Origin of the sequence: Micromonospora sp. NBRC 110038 (genome assembly GCF_020884815.1) — a bacterium.
In the GTDB taxonomy this organism is placed as follows: Bacteria; Actinomycetota; Actinomycetes; order Mycobacteriales; family Micromonosporaceae; genus Micromonospora; species Micromonospora haikouensis.
This window is the reverse complement of the sequence record NZ_BBOL01000003.1, coordinates 236022-257414: the sequence shown is the minus strand read 5'-3', so window position 1 is coordinate 257414 and position 21393 is coordinate 236022. Positions and strand designations below refer to the sequence as shown.

Sequence of the window (21393 nt, the reverse complement as noted above, 5' to 3'; positions counted from 1 at the left end):
CTGATTCTTGGACGGTTGCCGCTCGCCGAGAGCGGCAACCGTCCAAGATCGCGGCCCGCGCGGGCGTTCCCCTGCGGCGCGGGGTCCCCGGCGCTCCGGTTGATCGATACGATCGGATGCATGCCTCGTCACCGCCCGCGTCGGGCGTCGGGACCGTTGCGGGCGCTGCGCGGTGTGCTCGGCGTGGTCGCCGGCCTCGCGGTGCTGCTGGCGGGCTGCCGGTCGTCCGAGCGTGCCGCGCCCGAGCCGGGGGGTGCCACGCCGGCCCCGGGGAGTGCCGCGCCCGAGCCGGGTTCCCTGCGCCCCGACTGGCGGGCGCTGACCCTGCCGACGCCGCTGGGGGCCCCGGGCCGGCTGCTGTTGCGGGACGCGGCGGCGTGCGGCGGGCGCTGGTTCGTGGTGGGGGCGGTCGCCGACGCGGCGGGCGTGACCCGGCCGGCGGCGTGGTCCAGCCCGGCGCCGGCGTCGTCCCCGGCGGCACCGCCCTCGGCTGCGTCGACCGCGCCGGGCGGCGCCGGGTTCGCGTGGTCGCCGCTGCGGCTGACGCCGCGCACGGCGTACGGCGCGGAGAACGTGCTCACGGCGGTCGGCTGCCGCGACGGCCGGCTCGCGGCGGTGGGTGCGAAGAGCGGCGGGGTGCACGGCAATCCCCGGATCAGCACGTGGCGGCAGCTCACCGACGGCTCTGTGGTGGAGGTGCCGGCCGAGTTCGAGGTGTTCGGCGGACCCGACGCGGTGAACGTGGGGCGGATCGCGGGCGGCCCGGCGGGGTGGGTGATCGCCGGCAACCGGGGCACCGGCGCGGCGGCCTGGTCGTCGGCCGACGCGGGGGAGTTCCGCCTGGTCAGCGGCGTGCCCGAGTTGGCGTCGGACGCGGCGGGGCGCACGTGGGCGGCGGACGTGACGGCGACGGCGTCGGGGTGGGTGCTGGTGGGGTCGGTGCGTGCCCCGGGGCGGCCGGGCGGTGACCCGGCGGTGTGGACCTCGCCGGACGGTCTCGGCTGGCGGCGGCAGGTCTTCCCGGCCGGGGACGCACCGGGCGATCTCCAGCGGGTGGTCCGGGCGGGGGAGCGGCTGGTCGCGGTGGGCCGACGCGGCGATGCCCTGGCGGCGTGGGTGCGGGACGCGGCGGCCGTCGGCGACCCGTCCGGTGCGGCGGCCGGCGGTGGGCAGCCGGTCGGGCCGAGCGGCGCGGGAAGCGCCACGGCGGGCCCGGGTGCGGCGGGGCCGAACGCGGCGGGGTGGCGACCGGGCGGGGCGTTGGGGCCGGCGGCGGCGGGCGGGTCGGTTCAGGTGGCGGGCCTGGCGGCGGTCGACGGCGGGGTGCTGGCGGTGGCGGTGGCCGCCGCGGGCTCCTCGGCGTGGTTCTCCGCGGACGGTGGCGGTTGGGCGCCGGTGCGGCTGCCGGTGGCGCTGGCGGCGGCGCCGGACCGGTCGGTCGCGGTGGCCGGGGCGGGTGGGGAGGTGTTGCTGCTGGTGGACGGCGGTGCAGAGGGGGCCCGGTTGTGGTCGGCGCGGCTGCCGGGCGGGCCCGGCTGAGCGTGCCACCGGTGTGTTACCGCCCGGTGTCGGATGTCCGATTTCGCCCCTGCCCCTCGGTGTGTGTTACAGCACTCCGGCGGATCTGGCCACTCAACGTAACGGTTAGGTCAACCCCGCTTTCTAGGTCTTACGGCGTGCCCTGCCTGTGGGATAACGTCCCGGCCCAGACCGGGTACGCGGTCGGTTCGTCCACCCCCCGCAAGGTCCAATTTCCAAGTCGCGGCGGGTGGTTCGGGCCTTCGGACTGAGGAGGGTACGAGCCGTGAGGCAGAAGCTCGCACGGGTGCTGGGTGGCGTGGCCATCAGCGCGCTCGTTATCAGTGGCGCGGCCGCGTGTAAGGCCGACAGTGGCACGGAGGGTGGCAGCGGCGACAAGGCGGCCTGCGACCTCAAGATCGGCTTCTTCGGCCCGCTGACCGGCGACGCCGCGGGTCTCGGTATCCACATGCGCAACGGCACGAAGCTGGCGATCGACCAGTACAACAAGGACAACGCGGACTGCAAGGTCAACCTCGCGGAGTACGACTCGCAGGGCGACCCGGCCAAGGCCCCGGCCCTGGCCCAGCAGGCGGTGGGCGACACCAAGGTCGTCGGCATCGTCGGCCCGGCGTTCTCCGGCGAGTCCGAGGTGGCCGACCCGATCTTCGACGAGGCCGGTCTGCCGATCATCACCCCGTCGGCGACCCGCCCGAGCCTGAGCACCAAGAACTGGAAGATCTTCCACCGGGGCGTCGGCAACGACACCTCGCAGGGCCCGGCCGCCGGCCGCTACATCAAGAACGTGCTGAAGGCCGAGAAGGTCTACGTCGTCGACGACCAGTCGGCGTACGGCGCGGGCCTGGTGGACGAGGTCAAGAAGGTCCTCGGCACGGTCGCGGGCGAGGACAAGGTCCAGGTCAAGCAGACCAACTTCTCCGCGGTCGTCACCAAGATCGTCGGCAGCGGCGCGACGGTGCTGTTCTTCGGTGGCTACTACACCGAGGCGGGTCTGCTGCTCAAGCAGCTCAAGGGCGCCGGCTGGAAGGGCACGATGGTCGCCGGCGACGGCGTCAACGACGCCAACTTCATCAAGGTCGCCGGCCAGCAGGTCGCCGAGGGCACCGTCCTGACCTGCCCCTGCGCCCCGGCCACCGCGGCCAAGGGCAGCTTCGTGGCCGACTACAAGGCGGCCTTCGAGAACGCCGAGCCGGGCACCTACGCCGACGTCTCGTACGACATCACGAAGATCTTCCTCGAGGGCATCAAGGCCGGTAAGTCCACCCGCGCCGACCTGCTCGCCTTCGTGAAGTCCTACAACAAGGCGGGCACCGCCACCGGTGTGACGTACAAGTTCGAGTCCAACGGCGAGTTGGACCCGGCCCAGGTGCTGGTCTGGGCGTTCAAGGTCAACGCGGGCCAGGTCGTCCCGGACATCGAGATCCCGAAGGCCTGACCGGTTCGCCGGTCCCGCCAGGGACACAGACGATGCGGCCGGGAGTGGTTCCTCCCGGCCGCGTCGTTTGACCGCACAGTTGGAGCCCCCACTTGAACTTCGATGAACTGTTCGGGAACTTCCCGGCCCTGACCATCACCGGGCTGGAACAGGGCGCGATCTACGCGCTCGTCGCCCTCGGGTACACCCTCGTCTACGGCGTTCTCCGCCTGATCAACTTTGCCCACTCCGAGGTCTTCATGGTCGGTACGTTCACCGCCCTGTGGACCTGGGAGGCTCTCGGCTACGACCAGAACTCCCCCTCGCCCGCCCTCGGCCCGCTGATTCTCGCGCTGGTGGCCGGCCTGGTCGTGGCTGCGGTCGCCTCGGCGGCGACCGCGGTGACCGTGGAACTGGTCGCCTACCGGCCGCTGCGCCGGCGCAACGCGCCGCCGCTGGCCTTCCTCATCACCGCGATCGGCGCCTCGTTCGTGCTCGCCGAGTCCTTCGGCATCGGCACCTCCCGGGCGCCGTTCGGCATGCCCGTGCTGATCCCCTCGGAGACGGCCTTCACCGTGTTCGGCGCGGCCGTCACCAACATCCAGCTGCTCATCCTCGGCGTCACGCTGGTGATGATGGTCGGCCTGGACCAGTTCGTGAACCGCAGCCGGCTGGGCCGCGGCATCCGGGCCGTGGCCCAGGACGCGGACACGGCCGCCCTGATGGGCGTGAACAAGAACCGGGTGATCCTGCTGGTCTTCGTGCTCGGCGGCCTGATGGCCGGCGTCGCGGCGCTGCTGTGGAACGTCCGCTACGGCTACACGAAGTTCAACGTGGGCTTCCTGATCGGGCTCAAGGCGTTCGCGGCGGCGGTGCTCGGCGGCATCGGCAACCTGCGCGGCGCGCTGCTCGGCGGCCTGCTGCTCGGGGTGGCGGAGAACTACGCCGCCGGGCTGTTCGGTGGAGACTGGAAGGACTTCACCGGCTTCGTGCTGCTGATCGTGCTGCTGATGTTCCGGCCCACCGGCCTGCTCGGCGAATCTCTCGGGAGGGCGCGCGCATGACCGCCACCGTGGACAAGGGCCGCGCCCCGGCCCTCAAGGGCCGCTGGGCGGCGATGCCGAAGCAGGTCCGCTGGGCCGCGATCGCGGCGCTGATCGTCCTGCTCTACATCCTGCCGAACCGGTGGTTCTACGAGTACCTCGGCTTCCCCATCGGCAGCGAGTACTTCGCCTTCTACACCACCCGCTCGGACTTCGCGGGCGTGCTGTTCGACACCGCCGTGTTCGTGCTGCTGGCCGTCGGGCTCAACGTGGTGGTCGGCTTCGCCGGCCTGCTCGACCTGGGCTACTTCGGCTTCTACGCGCTCGGCGCGTACACGGTGGCGTTGCTGACCTCGCCGGAGAGCCGGCTGGGGACGAACTGGCCGTGGTTGGCGGCGGTGCCGGTCGCGGTCATGGTCGCGATGGTCTCCGGCGTCATCCTCGGCGGCCCGACGCTGCGGCTGCGCGGCGACTACCTGGCCATCGTGACCCTCGGCTTCGCCGAGATGATCCGGCTCTACGCCGCCCGCAACGAGGGCGTGCTGCAGGGCCAGCGGGGCATCCCGGCGATCCCGCACCCGCCGGGCACCGGCTCGGACGGCAAGCCGCTGTTCGGGGTGGTCGACGCGCGCCCCTACTACTGGCTGCTGCTGACGCTGATCCTGCTGGTGATCGTGCTGGTGCGGAACCTGGCCAACAGCCGGGTCGGCCGGGCCTGGGTGGCCACCCGCGAGGACGAGGACGCCGCCGAGGTCATGGGCGTGCCGACGTTCAAGTACAAGCTGTGGGCGTTCGCGATCGGGGCGGCGGTGGCCGGCCTCACCGGCGCGGTCTTCGCCGGCAAGCAGACGTTCATCAACTCGGACCAGTTCGTGCTGGAGAGTTCCATCCTGGTGCTCGCGGCGGTCATCCTGGGCGGCGCGGGCAACATCAAGGGCGCGATCGTCGGCGGCGCGGTCACCTGGTACCTGCCGGAGTGGCTGCGCGGCGTCGGCGACCTGGTCGGGGTGGAGTTCGACGCGGCCGAATACCGCATCCTCGTGTTCGGGGTGGTCATCATCGTCATGATGATCTTCCGTCCGCAGGGCATCGTGCCCAACCGACGGCGGGCGGCGGAGTTCGCCGACCGGCGGCAGGAGGCGGTTCCGCAGGAGAAGGTGCCCAGTGAGTGATCCGCAGATGAAGAGCGACCGCGACGCGAGCAGCGACCGCGACATCACCGCCGACGGCCGCAGCACGGTCGGCGTGCCACCGGAGCCCGGCTCCGGCGCGCCGACGGCGGCCACCCCGGCCGGGCCCGACGCGGCGGGGCGGGAACCGCTGCTGGAGGTCGACGACGTCACGCTGCGCTTCGGCGGCGTCGTCGCCCTCGACAAGGTCAACTTCACCCTCTACAAGGGGGAGATCCTCGGCCTGATCGGCCCGAACGGCGCCGGCAAGACGACCTGTTTCAACGCGATGACGGGCGTCTACCGGCCCACCGAGGGCGAGATCCGGTTCAAGGGGCAGCGCACCAACGGCAAGCGGCGGTCGTGGATCACCAAGGCCGGCATCGCCCGGACGTTCCAGAACATCCGGCTCTTCCCCGAGATGACGGCGCTGGAGAACGTGATGGTGGGCGCGGACGTCCACCACAAGACCAGCGTCATCTCGGCCATGCTGCGGCTGCCCCGGCACTTCCGGGAGGAGCGGGAGGGCCGGGAGAAGGCGCGCGAGCTGCTGCGGTTCGTCGGCATCGAGCGGCGCGCGAACGACCTGGCCCGCAACCTGTCGTACGGCGAGCAGCGCCGCCTGGAGATCGCCCGCGCGCTGGCCACCGACCCCGCCCTGCTCTGCCTGGACGAGCCGGCCGCCGGCTTCACCCCGGCGGAGAAGGAGGAGCTGCTCGGCCTGATCCGCGAGATCCGGGACAAGGGCACGACCGTGCTGCTGATCGAGCACGACATGCGGCTGGTGATGGGCGTGACCGACCGGATCGTCGTGCTGGAGTTCGGCAAGAAGATCGCCGAGGGGCTGCCGGCCGAGGTCCGGGACGACCCGAAGGTGATCGCCGCGTACCTGGGGGTGCCGACCGATGCTGCTTGAGATCAAGGACCTGACCCTGCTCTACGGGCGCATCCAGGCCCTGCACGGGATCAGCCTGGTGGTCAACGAGGGCGAGGTGGTCGCGCTCATCGGCGCCAACGGGGCGGGCAAGACCACCACGATGCGGGCGATCTCCGGGCTGCGCCCGGTGGCCCAGGGCTCGATCGTCTTCGACGGCACCGACGTCACCCGGATGCGGGCCGACCTGCGGGTGACCCGGGGCATCGGGCAGGCGCCGGAGGGCCGGGGCGTGTTCCCGGGCATGACGGTGCTGGAGAACCTGGAGATGGGGGCGTACACCCGCCGGGACAAGGCGGAGATCGCCAAGGACATGGCCATGGTGCTGGACCTGTTCCCCCGGCTGGCCGAGCGGCGCAAGCAGGCCGGCGGCACCCTCTCCGGCGGCGAACAGCAGATGCTCGCCGTGGGGCGGGCGCTGATGGCCCGGCCCCGGCTGCTGTTGCTCGACGAGCCGTCGATGGGTCTCGCGCCGAAGCTGATCCAGCAGATCTTCGAGATCATCACCCGGATCAACGAGCAGGGCACCACGATCCTGCTGGTGGAGCAGAACGCCCAGCAGGCGCTGTCCCGCGCCCACCGGGGCTACGTGCTGGAGACCGGCCGGATCGTCAAGGAGGGCACCGGCCAGGAGCTGCTGCACGACCCGGCGGTCAAGGAGGCGTACCTCGGCGTGGCCTGAGCCCGCGACGTCAGACGGCGACCGGCCGGCGGTGCTCCCGCCGGCCGGTCGCCGTGCCCTCCGGGCTAGCTGATGTAGAGCCGGAGGATGTAGCCGCGCTCACCGCACCGGTCGTAGGCCACGACCTTGGGCAGGCTGGTCGCCGTGCCGCCGGCCTCGGCGCTGGCGCACGACCAGACGCCGAGGTAGCAGTAGTAGCTGTCGTAGATGCCGGCGACGTAGCTGGCGCCCGCGGCCTTGCACGCGGCCTCGCTGCTGTAGAGGCCCTCGGTGATCCAGCCGCCGGCCTGGGCCGGCGTGGCCGCCGCAGCGATCCCGCCGGCGGCCACGAGCGCCGGCACGGCGACGCGCGTGATCAACTTGTGCATGGTCGAACCCCCGTTCAAGACATGGATGTCGATACCCTAGCCAAGGAGTCCCGATCCCGATGCCCCGGCCGGCGGCCGTGGCGGGCGTGGGTTGTCAGCCGTACGGGCTAGAGTCGCTGCCGTGACAGCTACGACGCCGCGCCTGCTCCTCGTCGACGGACACTCCATGGCATACCGGGCGTTCTTCGCCCTGCCGGTGGAGAACTTCTCCACCACGACGGGGCAGCCGACAAACGCCGTCTACGGCTTCACCTCGATGCTGATCAACGTGCTGCGCGACGAGCAGCCCACCCACATCGTCGTGGCCTTCGACGTCTCCCGCCAGTCCTTCCGCACGGAGAAGTACGCGGAATACAAGGCGGGCCGCAGCGAGACCCCGGCCGACTTCAAGGGCCAGGTCAGCCTCGTCAAGGAGGTCCTCGCGGCGCTGCGCATCCCGGTGGTGGAGAAGGAGGGCTACGAGGCCGACGACGTCATCGCCACCCTCGCCTGCCAGGCCCGCGACCAGGGCATGTCGGTGCTGATCTCCAGCGGCGACCGGGACGCCTTCCAGCTCGTCGACGACCACATCACCGTGCTCTACCCGCGCAAGGGCGTCTCCGACCTGGCCCGGATGGACGCCGCCGCCATCGAGGCGAAGTACGGCGTGGGCCCGCAGCGCTACCGCGACCTGGCGGCGCTGGTCGGCGAGACCAGCGACAACCTGCCCGGCGTGCCGGGGGTCGGCCCGAAGACCGCCGCCAAGTGGATCAACCTCTACGGCGGTCTCGACGGTGTGGTGGCCCGCGCCGACGAGATCAAGGGCAAGGCCGGCGACAGCCTGCGCGAGCGGCTCGCCGACGTGATCCGCAACTACGAGATCAACTGCCTGGTCTCCGACCTGGAGCTGCCGGTCCGCCCCGAGGACGCCCGCTGGGCCGGCTGGGACCGCGAGGCCGTGCACCAGGTCTTCGACACCCTGGAGTTCCGCATCCTGCGCGACCGCCTCTACCAGTACCTGGAGGCCGTCGAGCCGGAGGCCGAGGCAGGGTTCGACCTGGCCGCCGAGCGGCTCACCGAGCCCGGGGCGGTGGTCGCCTGGCTGGACGCGCACGCCCCCGCCGGCACCCAGGTCGGCGTGGCGGTGAAGACCCCGGCCAAGCCGACCGCCCCCCGCGAGCGCTACGAGCCGCAGCTCGACGCCCTGGCCCTCGCGCTGGCCACCGGCCCGGCGGCGTGGCTCGACCCGACGGCGCTGGCCGAGGCCGACGAGCGGGCCCTCGCGGCCTGGCTGGCCGACCCGGCCCGGCCGAAGGTGCTGCACGACAGCAAGCACGCCCGGCTGGCGTTCGCCGCCCGGGGCTGGTCCCTGGCCGGCGTCGCCCGGGACACCGAGCTGGCCGCCTACCTGGCCCGCCCCGACCAGCGCTCCTACGACCTGACCGACCTGGCGCTGCGCTACCTGCACCGCGAGCTGCGGGTCGACGCCCCCGAGACCGGGCAGCTCACCTTCGAGGGCCTCGGCGACGACGGCGAGGCCGAGCAGAACCTGATGCTCCAGGCCCGGGCCACCCTCGACCTGGCCGACGCGATCGACGCCGAGCTGTCCCGCGACGGCGAGCAGTCCGCCCGGCTGATGGCGGAGGTGGAGCTGCCGCTGTCGGACGTGCTCGCCGCGATGCAGCGGGTCGGCATCGCCGCCGACCTGGACTACCTGCACGAGCTGGAGGCCCACTTCGCGGGCGAGGTGAAGTCCGCCGCGCAGGGCGCGTACGCCGCCGTCGGGCGGGAGTTCAACCTGGGCTCGCCCAAGCAGCTCCAGGAGCTGCTCTTCGGCGAGCTGGGGCTGCCCAAGACCAAGAAGATCAAGACCGGCTACACCACCGACGCCGACGCCCTGCAGTGGCTCTACGCGCAGAACCCGCTGCCCGTGCTGGAGCACCTGCTGCGCCACCGGGACGTGGCGAAGCTGAAGACGACCGTCGACGGCCTGCTCAAGTCGGTCTCCGAGGACGGCCGCATCCACACCACGTTCAAGCAGACCGTGGCGGCCACCGGCCGGCTCTCCTCCACCGACCCCAACCTGCAGAACATCCCGATCCGCACCGAGGAGGGCCGGCGGATCCGCCGCGCGTTCGTCGTGGGGGAGGGCTTCGAGTGCCTGCTCACCGCCGACTACAGCCAGATCGAGATGCGGATCATGGCGCACCTGTCGTCGGATGCCAAGCTGATCGAGGCGTTCAACTCGGGCCACGACTTCCACGCCGCCACCGCCTCGTCGGTGTTCGGGGTGCCCGTCGGCGAGGTCACCGCCGACCAGCGGCGCAAGATCAAGGCGATGAACTACGGCCTGGCGTACGGGCTGAGCGCGTTCGGCCTGTCCCAGCAGCTCGGCATCACGGCCGAGGAGGCGCGCGGGCTGATGGACAACTACTTCGCCGGGTTCGGCGGGGTCCGCGACTACCTCCAGGAGGTGGTGGCCCGGGCCCGGCACGACGGCTACACCTCCACCATCCTGGGCCGCCGCCGCTACCTTCCCGACCTGGTCAGCGACAACCGGCAGCGGCGGGACATGGCCGAGCGGATGGCCCTCAACGCCCCCATCCAGGGCTCGGCGGCCGACATCATCAAGGTCGCCATGCTGCGCGTCGACGCCGGCCTGCGGGAGGCCGGCCTGCGCTCGCGGATGCTGCTCCAGGTGCACGACGAGCTGGTCTTCGAGGTCGCCCCCGGCGAACGCGACGCCCTCGAGGCGCTGGTGCGCGGCCAGATGGGCGGGGCGTACCCGCTGTCGGTGCCGCTGGAGGTCTCCGTCGGCGAGGGCCGGGACTGGAACAGCGCCGACCACTGACCGGCGTCGGGTCCGGTCGGCGCCGCCTACCGAGGCGGTCGGGCGCGGGCCCGCACCTGCGGGCGGGTCGTGGCGGCCGTGGGCGCGGCCCGCTCACCGGAGCGGGTCGTGACCCCAGTTCATCAGCGACCAGCGCCACTTCGTGTCCCGCACGTCGCCTGCGGGGCGCTGCGCCAGGTGCCGGTGCACGTAGCCGACGACCTTGCGCATGTGCCGGTAGTCGGCCTCCGTCAGCTCGGCGCGCTTGCGGCGCAGCAGCTCGACGATCCGCCGGCCGGACGAGTGTCCCACCGACTCGCCGCCGGCCGTGCCCTTCTTCCGCCAGCCGACGTGCTTCGACTCGTCGCTCTCCAGCCACGCCGACAGCTCGCCGGGCCGCATGTTGACCGCCTCGGTGAACTCCCGGTACGTCTCCCCGTGCCGGTCCCCCTCAGTCCCGCTCACGGCGCAGCACCTCCGGCCGGTGGGCGACGTCCCGCCCCGAGTCGTCGTTGCGGATGCGGTACTGCGGCTGCTCGGGGGACGCGTTCACGGCGCGCCCCCGCACGTGCGTGCGTTCGGTGAGCTTCTCCCGGACGACCCCGTACGCCCGGCCGCTGTGGCTGGCCCAGGACACGTGGTCGCCCGCGCGGAATTCCCTCTGCTCGGCCATGCTGCCTGGCTACCCGGGGCGGGTGCGGCGAAACGGGCCGGGTCAGCCGGTGAGCTCGGCGACCGGCAGCTTGATCTCGAACGGCTCGGCCAGCGCGATCAGCTCCGCGCTGTCGGCGACCAGCTCGTACTGCCGCTCGCCGCCGAGGCTGAGCCGGTCGCTGAGCCGGTACGCGTACACGTGCACCGGGTCCTGCTCGATGCGCCAGTAGAACGGGATGCCGGCGGCGGCGTACTCGGCGGGCTTGGCGAAGCGGTCGATCCGCCGGGTGCCGGGGGACACCACCTCCACCGCGAGCACCACGTCCTCGGGCTGGAGCAGAGACCGGTCGGCGCGCACGTCGGCGCGGCGCAGCAGCACGTCCGGCTGCCGGGTGTTCTTCGCGTCGAGCGCGACCCCGACGGCCTGCGTGACCCGTAGGTGCTCGGGGGCGTGCTGCAGGAACCATCGGGCGAGGAACAGGGAGATGTCCTGGTGGCCCAGAGTGGGGGAGGGTGTCACTCGGAGGACTCCGTCGACGAGTTCGACGCGAGGGGCGTCGTCCGGCAGGTGGGGCAGGTCTTCCAGCGTGTAGTCGGCACGCTGTTGCCGGATCGGGTCCGGGCACCAGGGGCCAGGTGGTGTCGGGATCGGCTCGGCGCTCACCCGGTCAGCGTAACGCCGCCCGCAGCCCGGGACGTCGCACCGACGGTGCGATCCGCCGGCCGGTCTGCGGCTCGACGCGTCGGCCGCCCCGGGCTCAGCCCGCCGGCTTCTCGGCGACGAAGATGGCGGTGCCGGGGAAGAGCCGGCCGCGCAGCGGGCTCCACTGGCCCCAGATCCCCTCGTGCCCCTCGGGCCACTCCGGCTCTACCAGGTCCACCAGCCGGAACCCCGCACCGACCAGCTCCCGGATCCGGTCGCCGAGGGTGCGGTGCTGCTCCACGTACGTCGCCGCGCCCGTGCCGTCCTGCTCCACGTACGGGGAACGGTCGAAGTACGAGTGCACCGCGGTGAGCCCGCCCTGCCCCGGGTCGTCCAGGAAGATCCACCGCATCGGGTGGGTCACCGAGAACACCCAGCGCCCCCCGGGGCGCAGCACCCGGAACACCTCGCGCATCACCGCCGCCGAGTCGGCCACGAACGGGATCGCCCCGAAGGCCGTGAACGCGGTCTCGAACGCCGCGTCGGCGAAGGGCAACGCGAGCGCGTCGGCCTGCACCAGCGGGACCCGTACGCCGCTGCGCCCGGCGGCATCCGTCGCGTGCCGCAGCATGCCGGCGGAGAGGTCCAGGGCGACCGGGTGGGCCCCCTGGGTGGCCAGCCACCGGGCGGCGGCGGCCGCCCCCGCGCCCACCTCCAGCACCCGGCGCCCGGCGAGGTCGCCGAGCAGCCGCGCGTCGGCCTCGCGCAGCCCCTCGGGGCACCAGACGAAGTCCACGTCGCCGAGGAACGCGCCGTGCTCGGCCTGGTAGTCGTCGGCGTCGGAGTCCCACCAGCCGCGGCTGGCCCGCCGGGCGTCGGCGTCGGTCACCGGCCGCCGCAGCACCCCCGGCACCGCGTCGGGCTCCGCGCTCACGGGGAGATTGGCCAGGTCGTCGGTCACCGCGGCAGTCTAGTGGCGACCCCGGCCGTCGGCCCGGCCCGGCGTTTGGCGCGGCGTGGGGCGGGCCCGGCGCGGTACCCGGTGGGGCGGGGCAGACGGCGGAGAGGCGAGGTCCCTCGCCCGTAAACCGCCGTTTCGGGCACGAAAGGTGCAGTCCGTCGCGAAAGCGGGCTGGATCACTTCTCCCGGGGCTTGCACGCTGTGGTAATGCGCACGGTAGGCTAGACGATGCGCTCGCGGGTCGCGTGCCTCGGCAGGGAGAAGGCGCGCGGTCGCGGAGTTCCAGACGGAGCCACATCAGGACCTCACTAGTGATCTTCGGTGTGCCCGGCGACGGATCCGCTGGCGCGAACAGGTCACCGCGACACCAGCCTGCTGTGACAACCCATCCGACCGGAGCAACCGCCCACATGACGAGCAGCATCGAGGCCCCCTCGAGCGCCACCCGGGTCACCCACGACGATCTCGGTTCCGAGGAGGCTTTCCTCGCCGCGATCGACGAGACCATCAAGTACTTCAACGACGGCGACATTGTCGAAGGCACCGTCGTCAAGGTCGATCGGGACGAGGTCCTGCTCGACATCGGCTACAAGACCGAGGGTGTCATCCCCTCTCGGGAGTTGTCGATCAAGCACGACGTGGACCCCGCCGAGGTCGTCTCGGTCGGTGACCACATCGAGGCCCTGGTCCTCCAGAAGGAGGACAAGGAGGGTCGTCTGATCCTCTCCAAGAAGCGGGCGCAGTACGAGCGGGCCTGGGGCACGATCGAGAAGATCAAGGACGAGGACGGCGTCGTCCGCGGCTCGGTCATCGAGGTGGTCAAGGGTGGTCTCATCCTCGACATCGGGCTGCGGGGCTTCCTGCCCGCGTCCCTGGTCGAGATGCGGCGGGTGCGTGACCTGCAGCCGTACGTCGGCCGCGAGCTCGAGGCCAAGATCATCGAGCTGGACAAGAACCGCAACAACGTGGTCCTGTCCCGCCGGGCCTGGCTGGAGCAGACGCAGTCCGAGGTGCGCACCGAGTTCCTCAACAAGCTGCAGAAGGGCCAGGTCCGCAAGGGCGTCGTGTCCTCGATCGTCAACTTCGGCGCGTTCGTCGACCTGGGTGGCGTGGACGGCCTGGTGCACGTCTCCGAGCTGTCCTGGAAGCACATCGACCACCCGTCCGAGGTCGTCGAGGTCGGCCAGGAGGTCGAGGTCGAGGTCCTGGACGTCGACCTGGACCGCGAGCGGGTCTCGCTGTCGCTGAAGGCGACCCAGGAAGACCCGTGGCGGCAGTTCGCCCGCACCCACGCGATCCAGCAGATCGTGCCGGGTAAGGTCACCAAGCTGGTGCCGTTCGGCGCCTTCGTCCGGGTGGACGACGGCATCGAGGGCCTGGTCCACATCTCCGAGCTGGCCGAGCGCCACGTGGAGATCCCGGAGCAGGTCGTCCAGGTCGGCTCCGAGGTCATGGTCAAGGTCATCGACATCGACCTGGAGCGCCGCCGGATCTCGCTGTCGCTCAAGCAGGCCAACGAGGGCTTCGTCGAGGGCGAGGAGCACTTCGACCCGACCCTCTACGGCATGGCCGCGACGTACGACGCCGAGGGCAACTACATCTACCCGGAGGGCTTCGACCCGGAGACGGGCGAGTGGCTCGAGGGGTACGACAAGCAGCGCGAGACCTGGGAGAACCAGTACGCCGAGGCCCGTCAGCGCTGGGAGGCCCACACCAAGCAGGTGCAGACCTCCCGGGCCGCCGACGCCGAGGCCGCTGCCAACCCGGCTCCGGCCGTGTCGACCGGCGGCACCACCACCTCGACCAGCACGGCCCCGAGCCGGCAGGCCGAGGAGCCGGCCGGCACCCTGGCCACCGACGAGGCGCTCGCCGCGCTGCGGGAGAAGCTCGCCGGCGGCAAGTGACCCCGTGACGACTCCCCGCCGGGTGCGTGCGACGACGCATCCGAGCCGGAGCCGCCGCTGACGACGACGGGCCCTGTCCCCGCGATCCGGTTTCCACCGGGCCGCCGGGGCGGGGCCCGTCGTCGTTCCGGTCCGCACTTCCCGCGCCCCGTCTTCCGCCCTCCCTTCGCCGCGCGACCCTCCGCCCTTCGCGCCCTCCCCTCTCCGCCTTCCGCCTACCCGCCCGCCTGCCCGCCTTGTCTGGCTGGCCGGCTCTTGGCCGCCCGCGCCCTCTGCCACCCTGCCACCCAGCCCAGCCCTGCCGCCCGGCAAGATCGTGCTCGATCATGGATCGAGTGGCCTCGTTCCCGGCCGGAGCCCACTCGATCCACGATCGAGTGCTGACGCCGACCAGAAGAGAAGCTGACGAGAAGCGACGCCGACCAGAGGCGGCGCTGTTCGGAGGCGGCGATGGCCGGCCAGCGTCCGAGCGCGCCAATGCCCGCTCGGTCCAGGGTCCGCCCGGCCGGCCCAGCGTCCGGGCGGGCGGTCCAGGGTCCGACCGACCGGCTTAGCGCCCGGGCGGGCGGTCCAGGGTCCGAGCGGGGCGGGAGTCGGCCCCGTTGGTCCGTCGCCGGCCGGTTTGGCGGTGCGGGTGCCGATCCGGTTGACTGTTGCGGTGCTGATGGTGGGACTGACCGGCGGGATCGGCTCCGGCAAGAGCGCCGTCGCGGCGAGGCTGGCCGCGCTCGGCGCGGTGGTGATCGACTCCGACCGGATCGCCCGCGAGGTGGTCGCCCCGGGCAGCGAGGGGCTCAGGGAGATCGTTGCCGCCTTCGGCGACCGCGTCGTCGGCCCCGACGGGGCCCTGGACCGGGCCGCGTTGGGTGGGCTGGTCTTCGCCGACCAGGCGGCCCGCCGCCGGCTGGAGGCGATCACCCACCCCCGGGTCCGCGCGCGGACCGCCGAGCTGGCCGCCGCGGCGGCACCCGACGCCGTCGTGGTCAACGACGTGCCGCTCCTGGTCGAGGTCGGGCTCGCTCCGACGTACCACCTGGTGGTCGTGGTGCAGACGGAGGTCGCCGTCCGGTTGGGCCGGTTGGCGCGGGACCGGGGGATGAGCCGGGCGGAGGCCGAGCGGCGGATCGCCGCGCAGGCCGACGACGCCCGCCGGGATGCGGTCGCGGACGTGGTGCTGCACAACGACGGCACCCTCGACGAGCTGCACGCCGAGGTGGACGGGCTGTGGCGGGACCGGCTGCTGCCCTACGAGGAGAACGTCCGGCTCCGCCGGGTGGCCGAACCCGACGGGACCGCCCTGACCGGCCCCGATCCGACCTGGCCCCAGCAGTACGCCCGGCTGGCCGCCCGGCTGCGGCACGTGCTCGCCCCGGCCGATCCGCGGCTCGACCACGTCGGCTCGACGGCCGTCGCCGGCATCGCCGCCCGGGACGTCATCGACATCCAGGTGACCGTGCCGAGCCTCGCGGAGGCGGACGGCGTCCTCGCCGAGCGCCTCGCCGCGGCCGGCTTCCCGCGCATGCGCGGCCAGTGGTGGGACAGCCCCCGCCCGGCGGGCGGCGACCGGTGGGAGAAGCGGCTGCACGGCAGCGCCGACCCCGGCCGCCCGGTGCGCCTGCACCTGCGGCCGGAGGGCTCGCCCGGCTGGCGGTACGCGCTGCTGATGCGCGACCACCTGCGCGCCGACCCTGACCGGCGGGCCGCGTACCTGACGCTCAAGGGTGACCTGGCGGCCAGCGCGCCGGACGGCGGCTCCCCCAACACCACGGCCCGGGATCCGTGGTTCGACGAGGAGCACCGCCGCGCCGAGGAGTGGGCCGCCCGCACCGGCTGGCGGCCCTGAGCCGGCTGCCGGCGTCGCCGCTCCGCCCGGCCTGGCCGGTCCGGCGGCGTCAGCGCGGGGCGCGCGGTTTCGCCGACGGCGTGGCCACCGGCGGCAGCGCCGGCACCGGGCCCGGCGCCAGGTCGAGCTGGGCGTACGTGCCGAGCCTGGTGCGCAGCTCCAGCCGGCGCAGCAGCCCGGACCGGTCGATCCAGCAGCGCAGCGTGCCGCGCTCCGCGTCCACCTCGATCACGTCGACCGCCCGGTCGGCGAGGCGGTCCCCGCGGATCCGGGTCGCCGGGCGGGCGGTCGGCTCCGTCGCCGCGCCGACGCGCAGCGCGGCGGCCAGCAGCAGGTCGACGTCGTCCGCGTCGGGTGGGCGGTGGTGCCAGGCATACCCGGTGCGCGGCGGTGGCAGCGGCGGCGGGGCGGCCGGGTCGCCGGTCGCCGGGGCCGACCAGACCCCGGCGGCGTCGTAGCGGCGTAGCGTCCGGCCGGGCCACGCGCCGGTGCCGCCGACCGACAGGTACGCCGCCTGCGCCGTCCAGCTGAGCCAGCCGGTGCCGGCCACGGCCCGGCCCGGGGCGACGGGCGCGGTGAGCGTGGCGGCGGCACCGCCCTGGGCCCGCATCCGGGTCGCCAACCGGGCCAGCCGGTCCTCCTCGGGGCCGGTGAGCGCCCGGGGCAGCCCCGCGCGGCCACCGAGCGCGGCCACCGGCCACAGCACCGGCCGGTTGGCCCGCTGCAACTCCAGCGTCACCGGTGCGCCGTCCCGCAGGCGTCCCTCCAGCCGGTGCAGCCGGGCGTCCCGGTCGACCCACCAGCGGGCGGCCCCGTCGAGCAGCGGCCCGGCTGGCGGGACCGCGGTCGGCAGGCTGATCGTGGGCGCGGACCAGGTGCCGGCCGGCGCCGCCGTGCCCGGGGCCGACGCGCTCGCCCCCGACCTGGCCGGCCTCGGCGCCGCCGGCGCACCCGGTGCCGCCCCCTCCGGCGTCGACCTGCGCGGCCCCGGTTCGCGCGGCGTCGACCCGGGCGGCCCGGCGGGATCTTCCGGGCCTGCCGCGGCGGGCCGGCCGGTCGGGGTGCTCCGGCTCGCCGTGCCGCCGGGGCGGGCCCCGCCGCTCGGCCTCGCAGGGGCCGGAAGCGCTCTGCCGACGGCGTCGCCGGGCAGGCGGGACCGGAACACGTCCACCGGCAGCCCGCCGGCCTCGGCCGGGGCCAGCCACCGGGCGTCGTCGGCCGGGAAGTGCCCGGCCCGCTCGGGTCGGGGCGCGGCGAGCGCGAAGAGCAGGGCGACCGCGGGACGCAGGGACCGGGCGGCGGCCGCGTCGCCCACCCGCCAGCCGTCGGTCGGCGGCACCAGCGGCGGATACGCAGGGGCGGGCACCGCGGTCGGGTCGGGCCGGGTCAGCAGCAGCTCGGGGGTCGCCTGGAGGAGCCCCCGGTCCGGGCCGGCGCCGGGCCCGCCCACGTCCAGGTAGGCCAGCGGGCGGGACCAGTCGACCCAGCCCACGACGTCGGTGCGGGCGCCGGCCTCGCCGAGGGTCAGGCGCACGCCGGAGCGTACGTCCCGGTGGTTGGTGACCCGCACGGCCGCGAGGCGCTCCGCCTCCGCCGGCGTCAGCGGCCGGGACGGCTCCGGTGCCGCCGGCACCCAGGTGAGCAGTCCGACGACCAGGCCCGCCGCCGCAGCGGCGGCGACCACGCCCAGCGCGACCACGGCGGCGCGCCGGCGCCCGCCCCCGCTGCCGCCTCCGTCCCGGCCCGCGCCGCCGCGTCCGCCGCCCGGCCGGGCGCGGTGCGCTGCGGGCCCCCGGTCGCCGCGCCGACCACGGGCGGGGGCGACCACGAGGGGGAGCGTCGCCGTGGGCCGGGCCGGGCCCTCGGCAAGCGGGTGCGTCGGCCGGATCGGCCGGGCGGGGCGGGGTGTCGGCCCGGGGGAGTTCTCCACGCGAGGATGAACGTGTGGCGTGCGGGACAGGTGACGCGCGCCTCGGGCGGCTGGGGGCGCTCGCGGCGGCCGGTCTGCGCCTGTGCGCGACCACGTCGGGTGCGCACGCCGGTGATGTCCGGGTGCTGCGACCCCTGTGCCGGGGGCGTGTCGACCGTCGAGGGCCGAGCCGCCGGCCCGGACGGCCGCCGCGAGCGGCCTACGGCCATACCCTAGCGCGGTGAAATCCGCCACACAATGCGAATATCGAAGCCGATCACGGACCGACGGTAGTCGTCCCGCCTTGTCGGACCCCGGGCGTACGGTGGGGTCATGGCGCTCGACATTCCCCGGCTCGACGGCCGTTTCCAGGTCGTCAGCGAGTTCCAGCCGGCCGGCGACCAGCCGGCCGCCATCGACGACCTGGAGCGCCGGGTGCGGCGCGGCGACCGCAACACCGTGCTGCTCGGTGCGACCGGCACGGGCAAGAGCGCCACCACGGCCTGGCTCGTCGAGCGGTTGCAGCGGCCCACCCTGGTGCTGGCGCCCAACAAGACGCTCTGCGCGCAGCTGGCGAAGGAGTTCGGCGAGCTGCTGCCGCACAACGCGGTGGAATACTTCGTCTCCTACTACGACTACTACCAGCCCGAGGCCTACATCCCGCAGACCGACACCTACATCGAGAAGGACTCCTCGATCAACGAGGAGGTCGAGCGGCTGCGGCACTCGGCGACCATGTCGCTGCTGACCCGCCGGGACGTGGTGGTGGTGGCCACCGTCTCGGCGATCTACGGTCTGGGCACCCCGGAGGAATACCTCGACCGCGCCGTCCGGGTCGCCGTCGGGCAGGAGCTCGACCGCGACCAGTTGCTGCGCCGCCTCGTCGACATCCAGTACACCCGCAACGACATGGCGTTCCAGCGGGGCACGTTCCGGGTCCGCGGCGACACGCTGGAGATCATCCCGGCGTACGAGGAGCTCGCCGTGCGGGTGGAGCTGTTCGGCGACGAGGTGGAGAAGCTCTACTACCTCAACCCGCTCACCGGCGACGTGGTCCGCGAGGTCGACAGCCTGATGATCTTCCCGGCCACCCACTACGCCGCCGGGCCGGAGCGGATGGAGCGGGCCACCCGCGACATCGAGGCGGAGCTGGCCGAGCGCCTCGCCGAGCTGGAGCGGCAGGGCAAGCTGCTGGAGGCCCAGCGGCTGCGGATGCGCACCACCTACGACCTGGAGATGATGCGGCAGGTCGGGTTCTGCTCCGGCATCGAGAACTACTCGATGCACATCGACGGCCGGCTGCCCGGCAGCCCGCCGCACTGCCTGCTCGACTACTTCCCCGACGACTTCCTCACCGTCATCGACGAGTCGCACGTGACGATCCCGCAGATCGGCGGCATGTACGAGGGCGACGCCTCCCGCAAGCGGATGCTCATCGACCACGGCTTCCGGCTGCCCAGCGCCGCCGACAACCGGCCGCTGCGGTTCGACGAGTTCCTGGAGCGGGTGGGCCAGCTGGTCTTCCTCTCCGCCACCCCCGGCTCCTGGGAGCTGGAGCAGGCCCAGGGCGAGTTCGTCGAGCAGGTGATCCGCCCCACGGGCCTGATCGACCCCGAGGTGGTGGTGAAGCCCACCAAGGGGCAGATCGACGACCTGATGCACGAGATCAAGCTGCGCACCGAGCGCGACGAGCGGGTCCTGGTCACCACGCTGACCAAGAAGATGGCCGAGGACCTCTCCGACTACCTGCTGGAGAACGGCATCCGGGTGCGGTATCTGCACTCCGAGGTCGACACGCTGCGCCGGGTCGAGCTGCTGCGCGAGCTGCGCAAGGGCGAGTACGACGTGCTGGTGGGCATCAACCTGCTCCGCGAGGGTCTGGACCTGCCCGAGGTGTCCCTCGTGGCGATCCTGGACGCCGACAAGGAGGGCTTCCTGCGCAGCGGCCGGTCGCTGATCCAGACCATCGGCCGGGCGGCCCGCAACGTCTCCGGTCAGGTGCACATGTATGCCGACAAGATCACCCCGTCGATGGCGGAGGCGATCGACGAGACCAACCGGCGCCGGGCCAAGCAGGTGGCCCACAACGAGGCGCACGGGATCAGCCCCGAGCCGCTGCGCAAGAAGATCCACGACATTCTCGACGACATCTACCGGGAGGCGGAGGACACCGAGAGTTCCCGGGTCGGTGGCGCGGCGCGGCAGCTGTCGCGGGGCAAGGCACCGGTCAAGGAGACCCGCAGCCGCAGCCGGGCCGGCGCGGCCGGTCCGTCGCGGGAGGGGATGGCGCGGGCCGATCTGGCCCAGCTCATCCAGGAGCTCAACGACCAGATGCTGGCCGCCGCGCGGGAGTTGCAGTTCGAGCTGGCCGCCCGGATCCGCGACGAGGTCGCCGACCTCAAGAAGGAGTTGCGGGGGATGGACGCGGCCGGCGTGAAGTGACCGTCGGGCCCTTCCGGGGCCTCGGATTCCGTTGCCGTAAGCAAGCGAGGTATTGCAGCGAGTGATCGATCTGCGTACTCTCCGTCCTGGGGAGGCGGGGATGCCGTTGCCAACGAGTCCGGTGATTCGACGGGCGCGACTCGGAGCCGAGTTGCGCCAGCTGCGCAGGCGGGAGGAGCTGACGCTGGAGCAGGTCTGTGACCGGCTGGGTTGGGCGTCCACCTCCAAGCTGTCCCGCATCGAGCTGGGGCAGAGCCGGCCGGATCTCGCCGACGTGCTCGACCTGCTGGACGTCTACCGGGTCGCGCCGGACGAGCGTGACGCGCTGATCGTCATCGCCCGGGACGCGGCGACGGGCCGCGGCTGGTGGAAGACGCTCGGCGGGATGGGGGAGCGGCAACGCGCCTACGCCGAGCTGGAGGCCGGGGCCGCCACCGTGGTGGAATACCAGCCCGCCGTGGTGCCCGGGCTGTTGCAGACCCCGGCGTACGCGCGGCTGCGGCTCGGGGTCGCCCGGCTGCTGCATCCCGACGTGGACGTGGAGGCCGACGTGCGGGCCCGGCTGGTCCGGCAGGAGGTGCTGCACCGGGCGGAGCCACCCCGCTACACGGCGCTGCTGGAGCTTGCGGCCTGTGATCCGGGCGGCGTGCCCGACGGCATCTGGCGTGAGCAGCTGCGCCACCTGGTCACCCTGGCGGGCCGGCCGAACGTGACGATCCGGGTGGTCCCGCCCGGCGTGACGGCCGGCGGCGCGCACCCGCTGACCCCGTTCACCCGATACTCGTTCCCCGACCCGGCCGACCCGCGCACGGTGATGCTGGAAGCCCTGACCACCGACGTGCGGCTCGTCTCCCCGTCGGACCTCGGCTGGTACGACGCGGTGATCGACCGGCTGCTCGACGCCGCGCTCCCGGCGACGGAGACGGCGGCGTTGCTGGCCCGGCTCGCCGACGACCCGTCGTTGCCGGCTGCGGCCGACCTCGGCGGTCAGCCGTCGGTGGGGGCCCGGCCGGAGGGTGCCGTGTTGCCCCGTCCCCGCCTGCCGCAGGACTGACCTCGCCCCCGGGGCCGACCCGCCG

General features: G+C 73.4%; 17 protein-coding genes. 11 read left to right on the top strand and 6 right to left on the bottom strand.

The genetic code is table 11. The features are described 5' to 3' along the window. Positions 1-120: 120 nt before the first annotated feature. From LPU61_RS12820 to LPU61_RS12795, 6 genes are all read left to right on the top strand, one after another. On the top strand, positions 121-1539 hold the full coding sequence (locus tag LPU61_RS12820; RefSeq protein WP_229405025.1) for a hypothetical protein: 1419 nt from the start codon (positions 121-123) through the stop codon (positions 1537-1539). A gap of 265 nt (positions 1540-1804) precedes the next feature. Continuing rightward, entirely contained in the window at positions 1805-2974 is a 1170-nt protein-coding gene (locus tag LPU61_RS12815) for a branched-chain amino acid ABC transporter substrate-binding protein (RefSeq protein WP_043967439.1), read from the top strand. A 92-nt stretch (positions 2975-3066) separates the two neighbouring features. Beyond that, positions 3067-4017 (top strand): branched-chain amino acid ABC transporter permease, encoded by a 951-nt coding sequence (locus tag LPU61_RS12810; protein WP_043967441.1) that lies wholly within the window; start codon positions 3067-3069, stop codon positions 4015-4017. After that, complete coding sequence (locus LPU61_RS12805) at positions 4014-5168, top strand: branched-chain amino acid ABC transporter permease (RefSeq protein WP_043967444.1); 1155 nt, start codon at positions 4014-4016, stop codon at positions 5166-5168. The genes LPU61_RS12810 and LPU61_RS12805 overlap by 4 nt, the downstream gene beginning before the upstream one ends. Before the next feature lie 7 nt (positions 5169-5175). After that, positions 5176-6081 carry an ABC transporter ATP-binding protein gene (locus LPU61_RS12800; RefSeq protein WP_374199675.1) on the top strand — a complete coding sequence of 302 codons (906 nt, stop codon included), beginning with the start codon at positions 5176-5178 and terminating at the stop codon, positions 6079-6081. Next, complete coding sequence (locus tag LPU61_RS12795) at positions 6071-6781, top strand: ABC transporter ATP-binding protein (RefSeq protein ID WP_043967447.1); 711 nt, start codon at positions 6071-6073, stop codon at positions 6779-6781. Before LPU61_RS12800 ends, LPU61_RS12795 begins: the two co-directional genes overlap by 11 nt. A 65-nt stretch (positions 6782-6846) precedes the next feature. Here the strand turns inward: LPU61_RS12795 and LPU61_RS12790 are convergent, their stop codons facing one another. Then, complete coding sequence (locus LPU61_RS12790; RefSeq protein ID WP_229405024.1) at positions 6847-7149, bottom strand: hypothetical protein; 303 nt, start codon at positions 7147-7149, stop codon at positions 6847-6849. Between the two features lie 121 nt (positions 7150-7270). Between LPU61_RS12790 and polA the strand changes: the two genes are divergently transcribed. After that, positions 7271-9979, top strand: a complete 2709-nt coding sequence (polA, locus tag LPU61_RS12785; RefSeq protein ID WP_043967451.1) for a DNA polymerase I — start codon at positions 7271-7273, stop codon at positions 9977-9979. A gap of 93 nt (positions 9980-10072) precedes the next feature. On the opposite strand, the gene LPU61_RS12780 is transcribed toward polA, so the two are convergent. From LPU61_RS12780 to LPU61_RS12765, 4 genes are all read right to left on the bottom strand, one after another. After that, on the bottom strand, positions 10073-10360 hold the full coding sequence (locus tag LPU61_RS12780) for a DUF3140 domain-containing protein (protein ID WP_043969323.1): 288 nt from the start codon (positions 10358-10360) through the stop codon (positions 10073-10075). A gap of 49 nt (positions 10361-10409) precedes the next feature. Continuing rightward, positions 10410-10631: a DUF2945 domain-containing protein gene (locus LPU61_RS12775; RefSeq protein ID WP_043967453.1), complete on the bottom strand. Its 222-nt coding sequence runs from the start codon at positions 10629-10631 to the stop codon at positions 10410-10412. 42 nt (positions 10632-10673) lie between these two features. Then, entirely contained in the window at positions 10674-11276 is a 603-nt protein-coding gene (locus tag LPU61_RS12770) for a Uma2 family endonuclease (RefSeq protein ID WP_229405023.1), read from the bottom strand. 94 nt (positions 11277-11370) lie between these two features. After that, positions 11371-12168: a class I SAM-dependent methyltransferase gene (locus LPU61_RS12765; RefSeq protein ID WP_063838643.1), complete on the bottom strand. Its 798-nt coding sequence runs from the start codon at positions 12166-12168 to the stop codon at positions 11371-11373. A 458-nt stretch (positions 12169-12626) separates the two neighbouring features. Between LPU61_RS12765 and rpsA the strand changes: the two genes are divergently transcribed. Further along, positions 12627-14120 (top strand): 30S ribosomal protein S1, encoded by a 1494-nt coding sequence (gene rpsA, locus LPU61_RS12760; RefSeq protein ID WP_043967455.1) that lies wholly within the window; start codon positions 12627-12629, stop codon positions 14118-14120. Positions 14121-14778: 658 nt separating this feature from the next. Next, complete coding sequence (gene coaE / locus LPU61_RS12755; RefSeq protein ID WP_229405022.1) at positions 14779-15963, top strand: dephospho-CoA kinase; 1185 nt, start codon at positions 14779-14781, stop codon at positions 15961-15963. A gap of 49 nt (positions 15964-16012) precedes the next feature. Here the strand turns inward: coaE and LPU61_RS12750 are convergent, their stop codons facing one another. Then, complete coding sequence (locus LPU61_RS12750) at positions 16013-17791, bottom strand: hypothetical protein (protein WP_229405021.1); 1779 nt, start codon at positions 17789-17791, stop codon at positions 16013-16015. 414 nt (positions 17792-18205) lie between these two features. Here LPU61_RS12750 and uvrB point away from each other — a divergent pair, with 414 nt between their 5' ends. Both uvrB and LPU61_RS12740 read left to right on the top strand, forming a co-directional pair. Further along, positions 18206-20314, top strand: a complete 2109-nt coding sequence (gene uvrB / locus LPU61_RS12745) for an excinuclease ABC subunit UvrB (protein ID WP_043967459.1) — start codon at positions 18206-18208, stop codon at positions 20312-20314. A 100-nt stretch (positions 20315-20414) separates the two neighbouring features. After that, on the top strand, positions 20415-21368 hold the full coding sequence (locus tag LPU61_RS12740) for a helix-turn-helix transcriptional regulator (protein WP_082106547.1): 954 nt from the start codon (positions 20415-20417) through the stop codon (positions 21366-21368). The last annotated feature ends 25 nt before the right edge of the window (positions 21369-21393 follow it).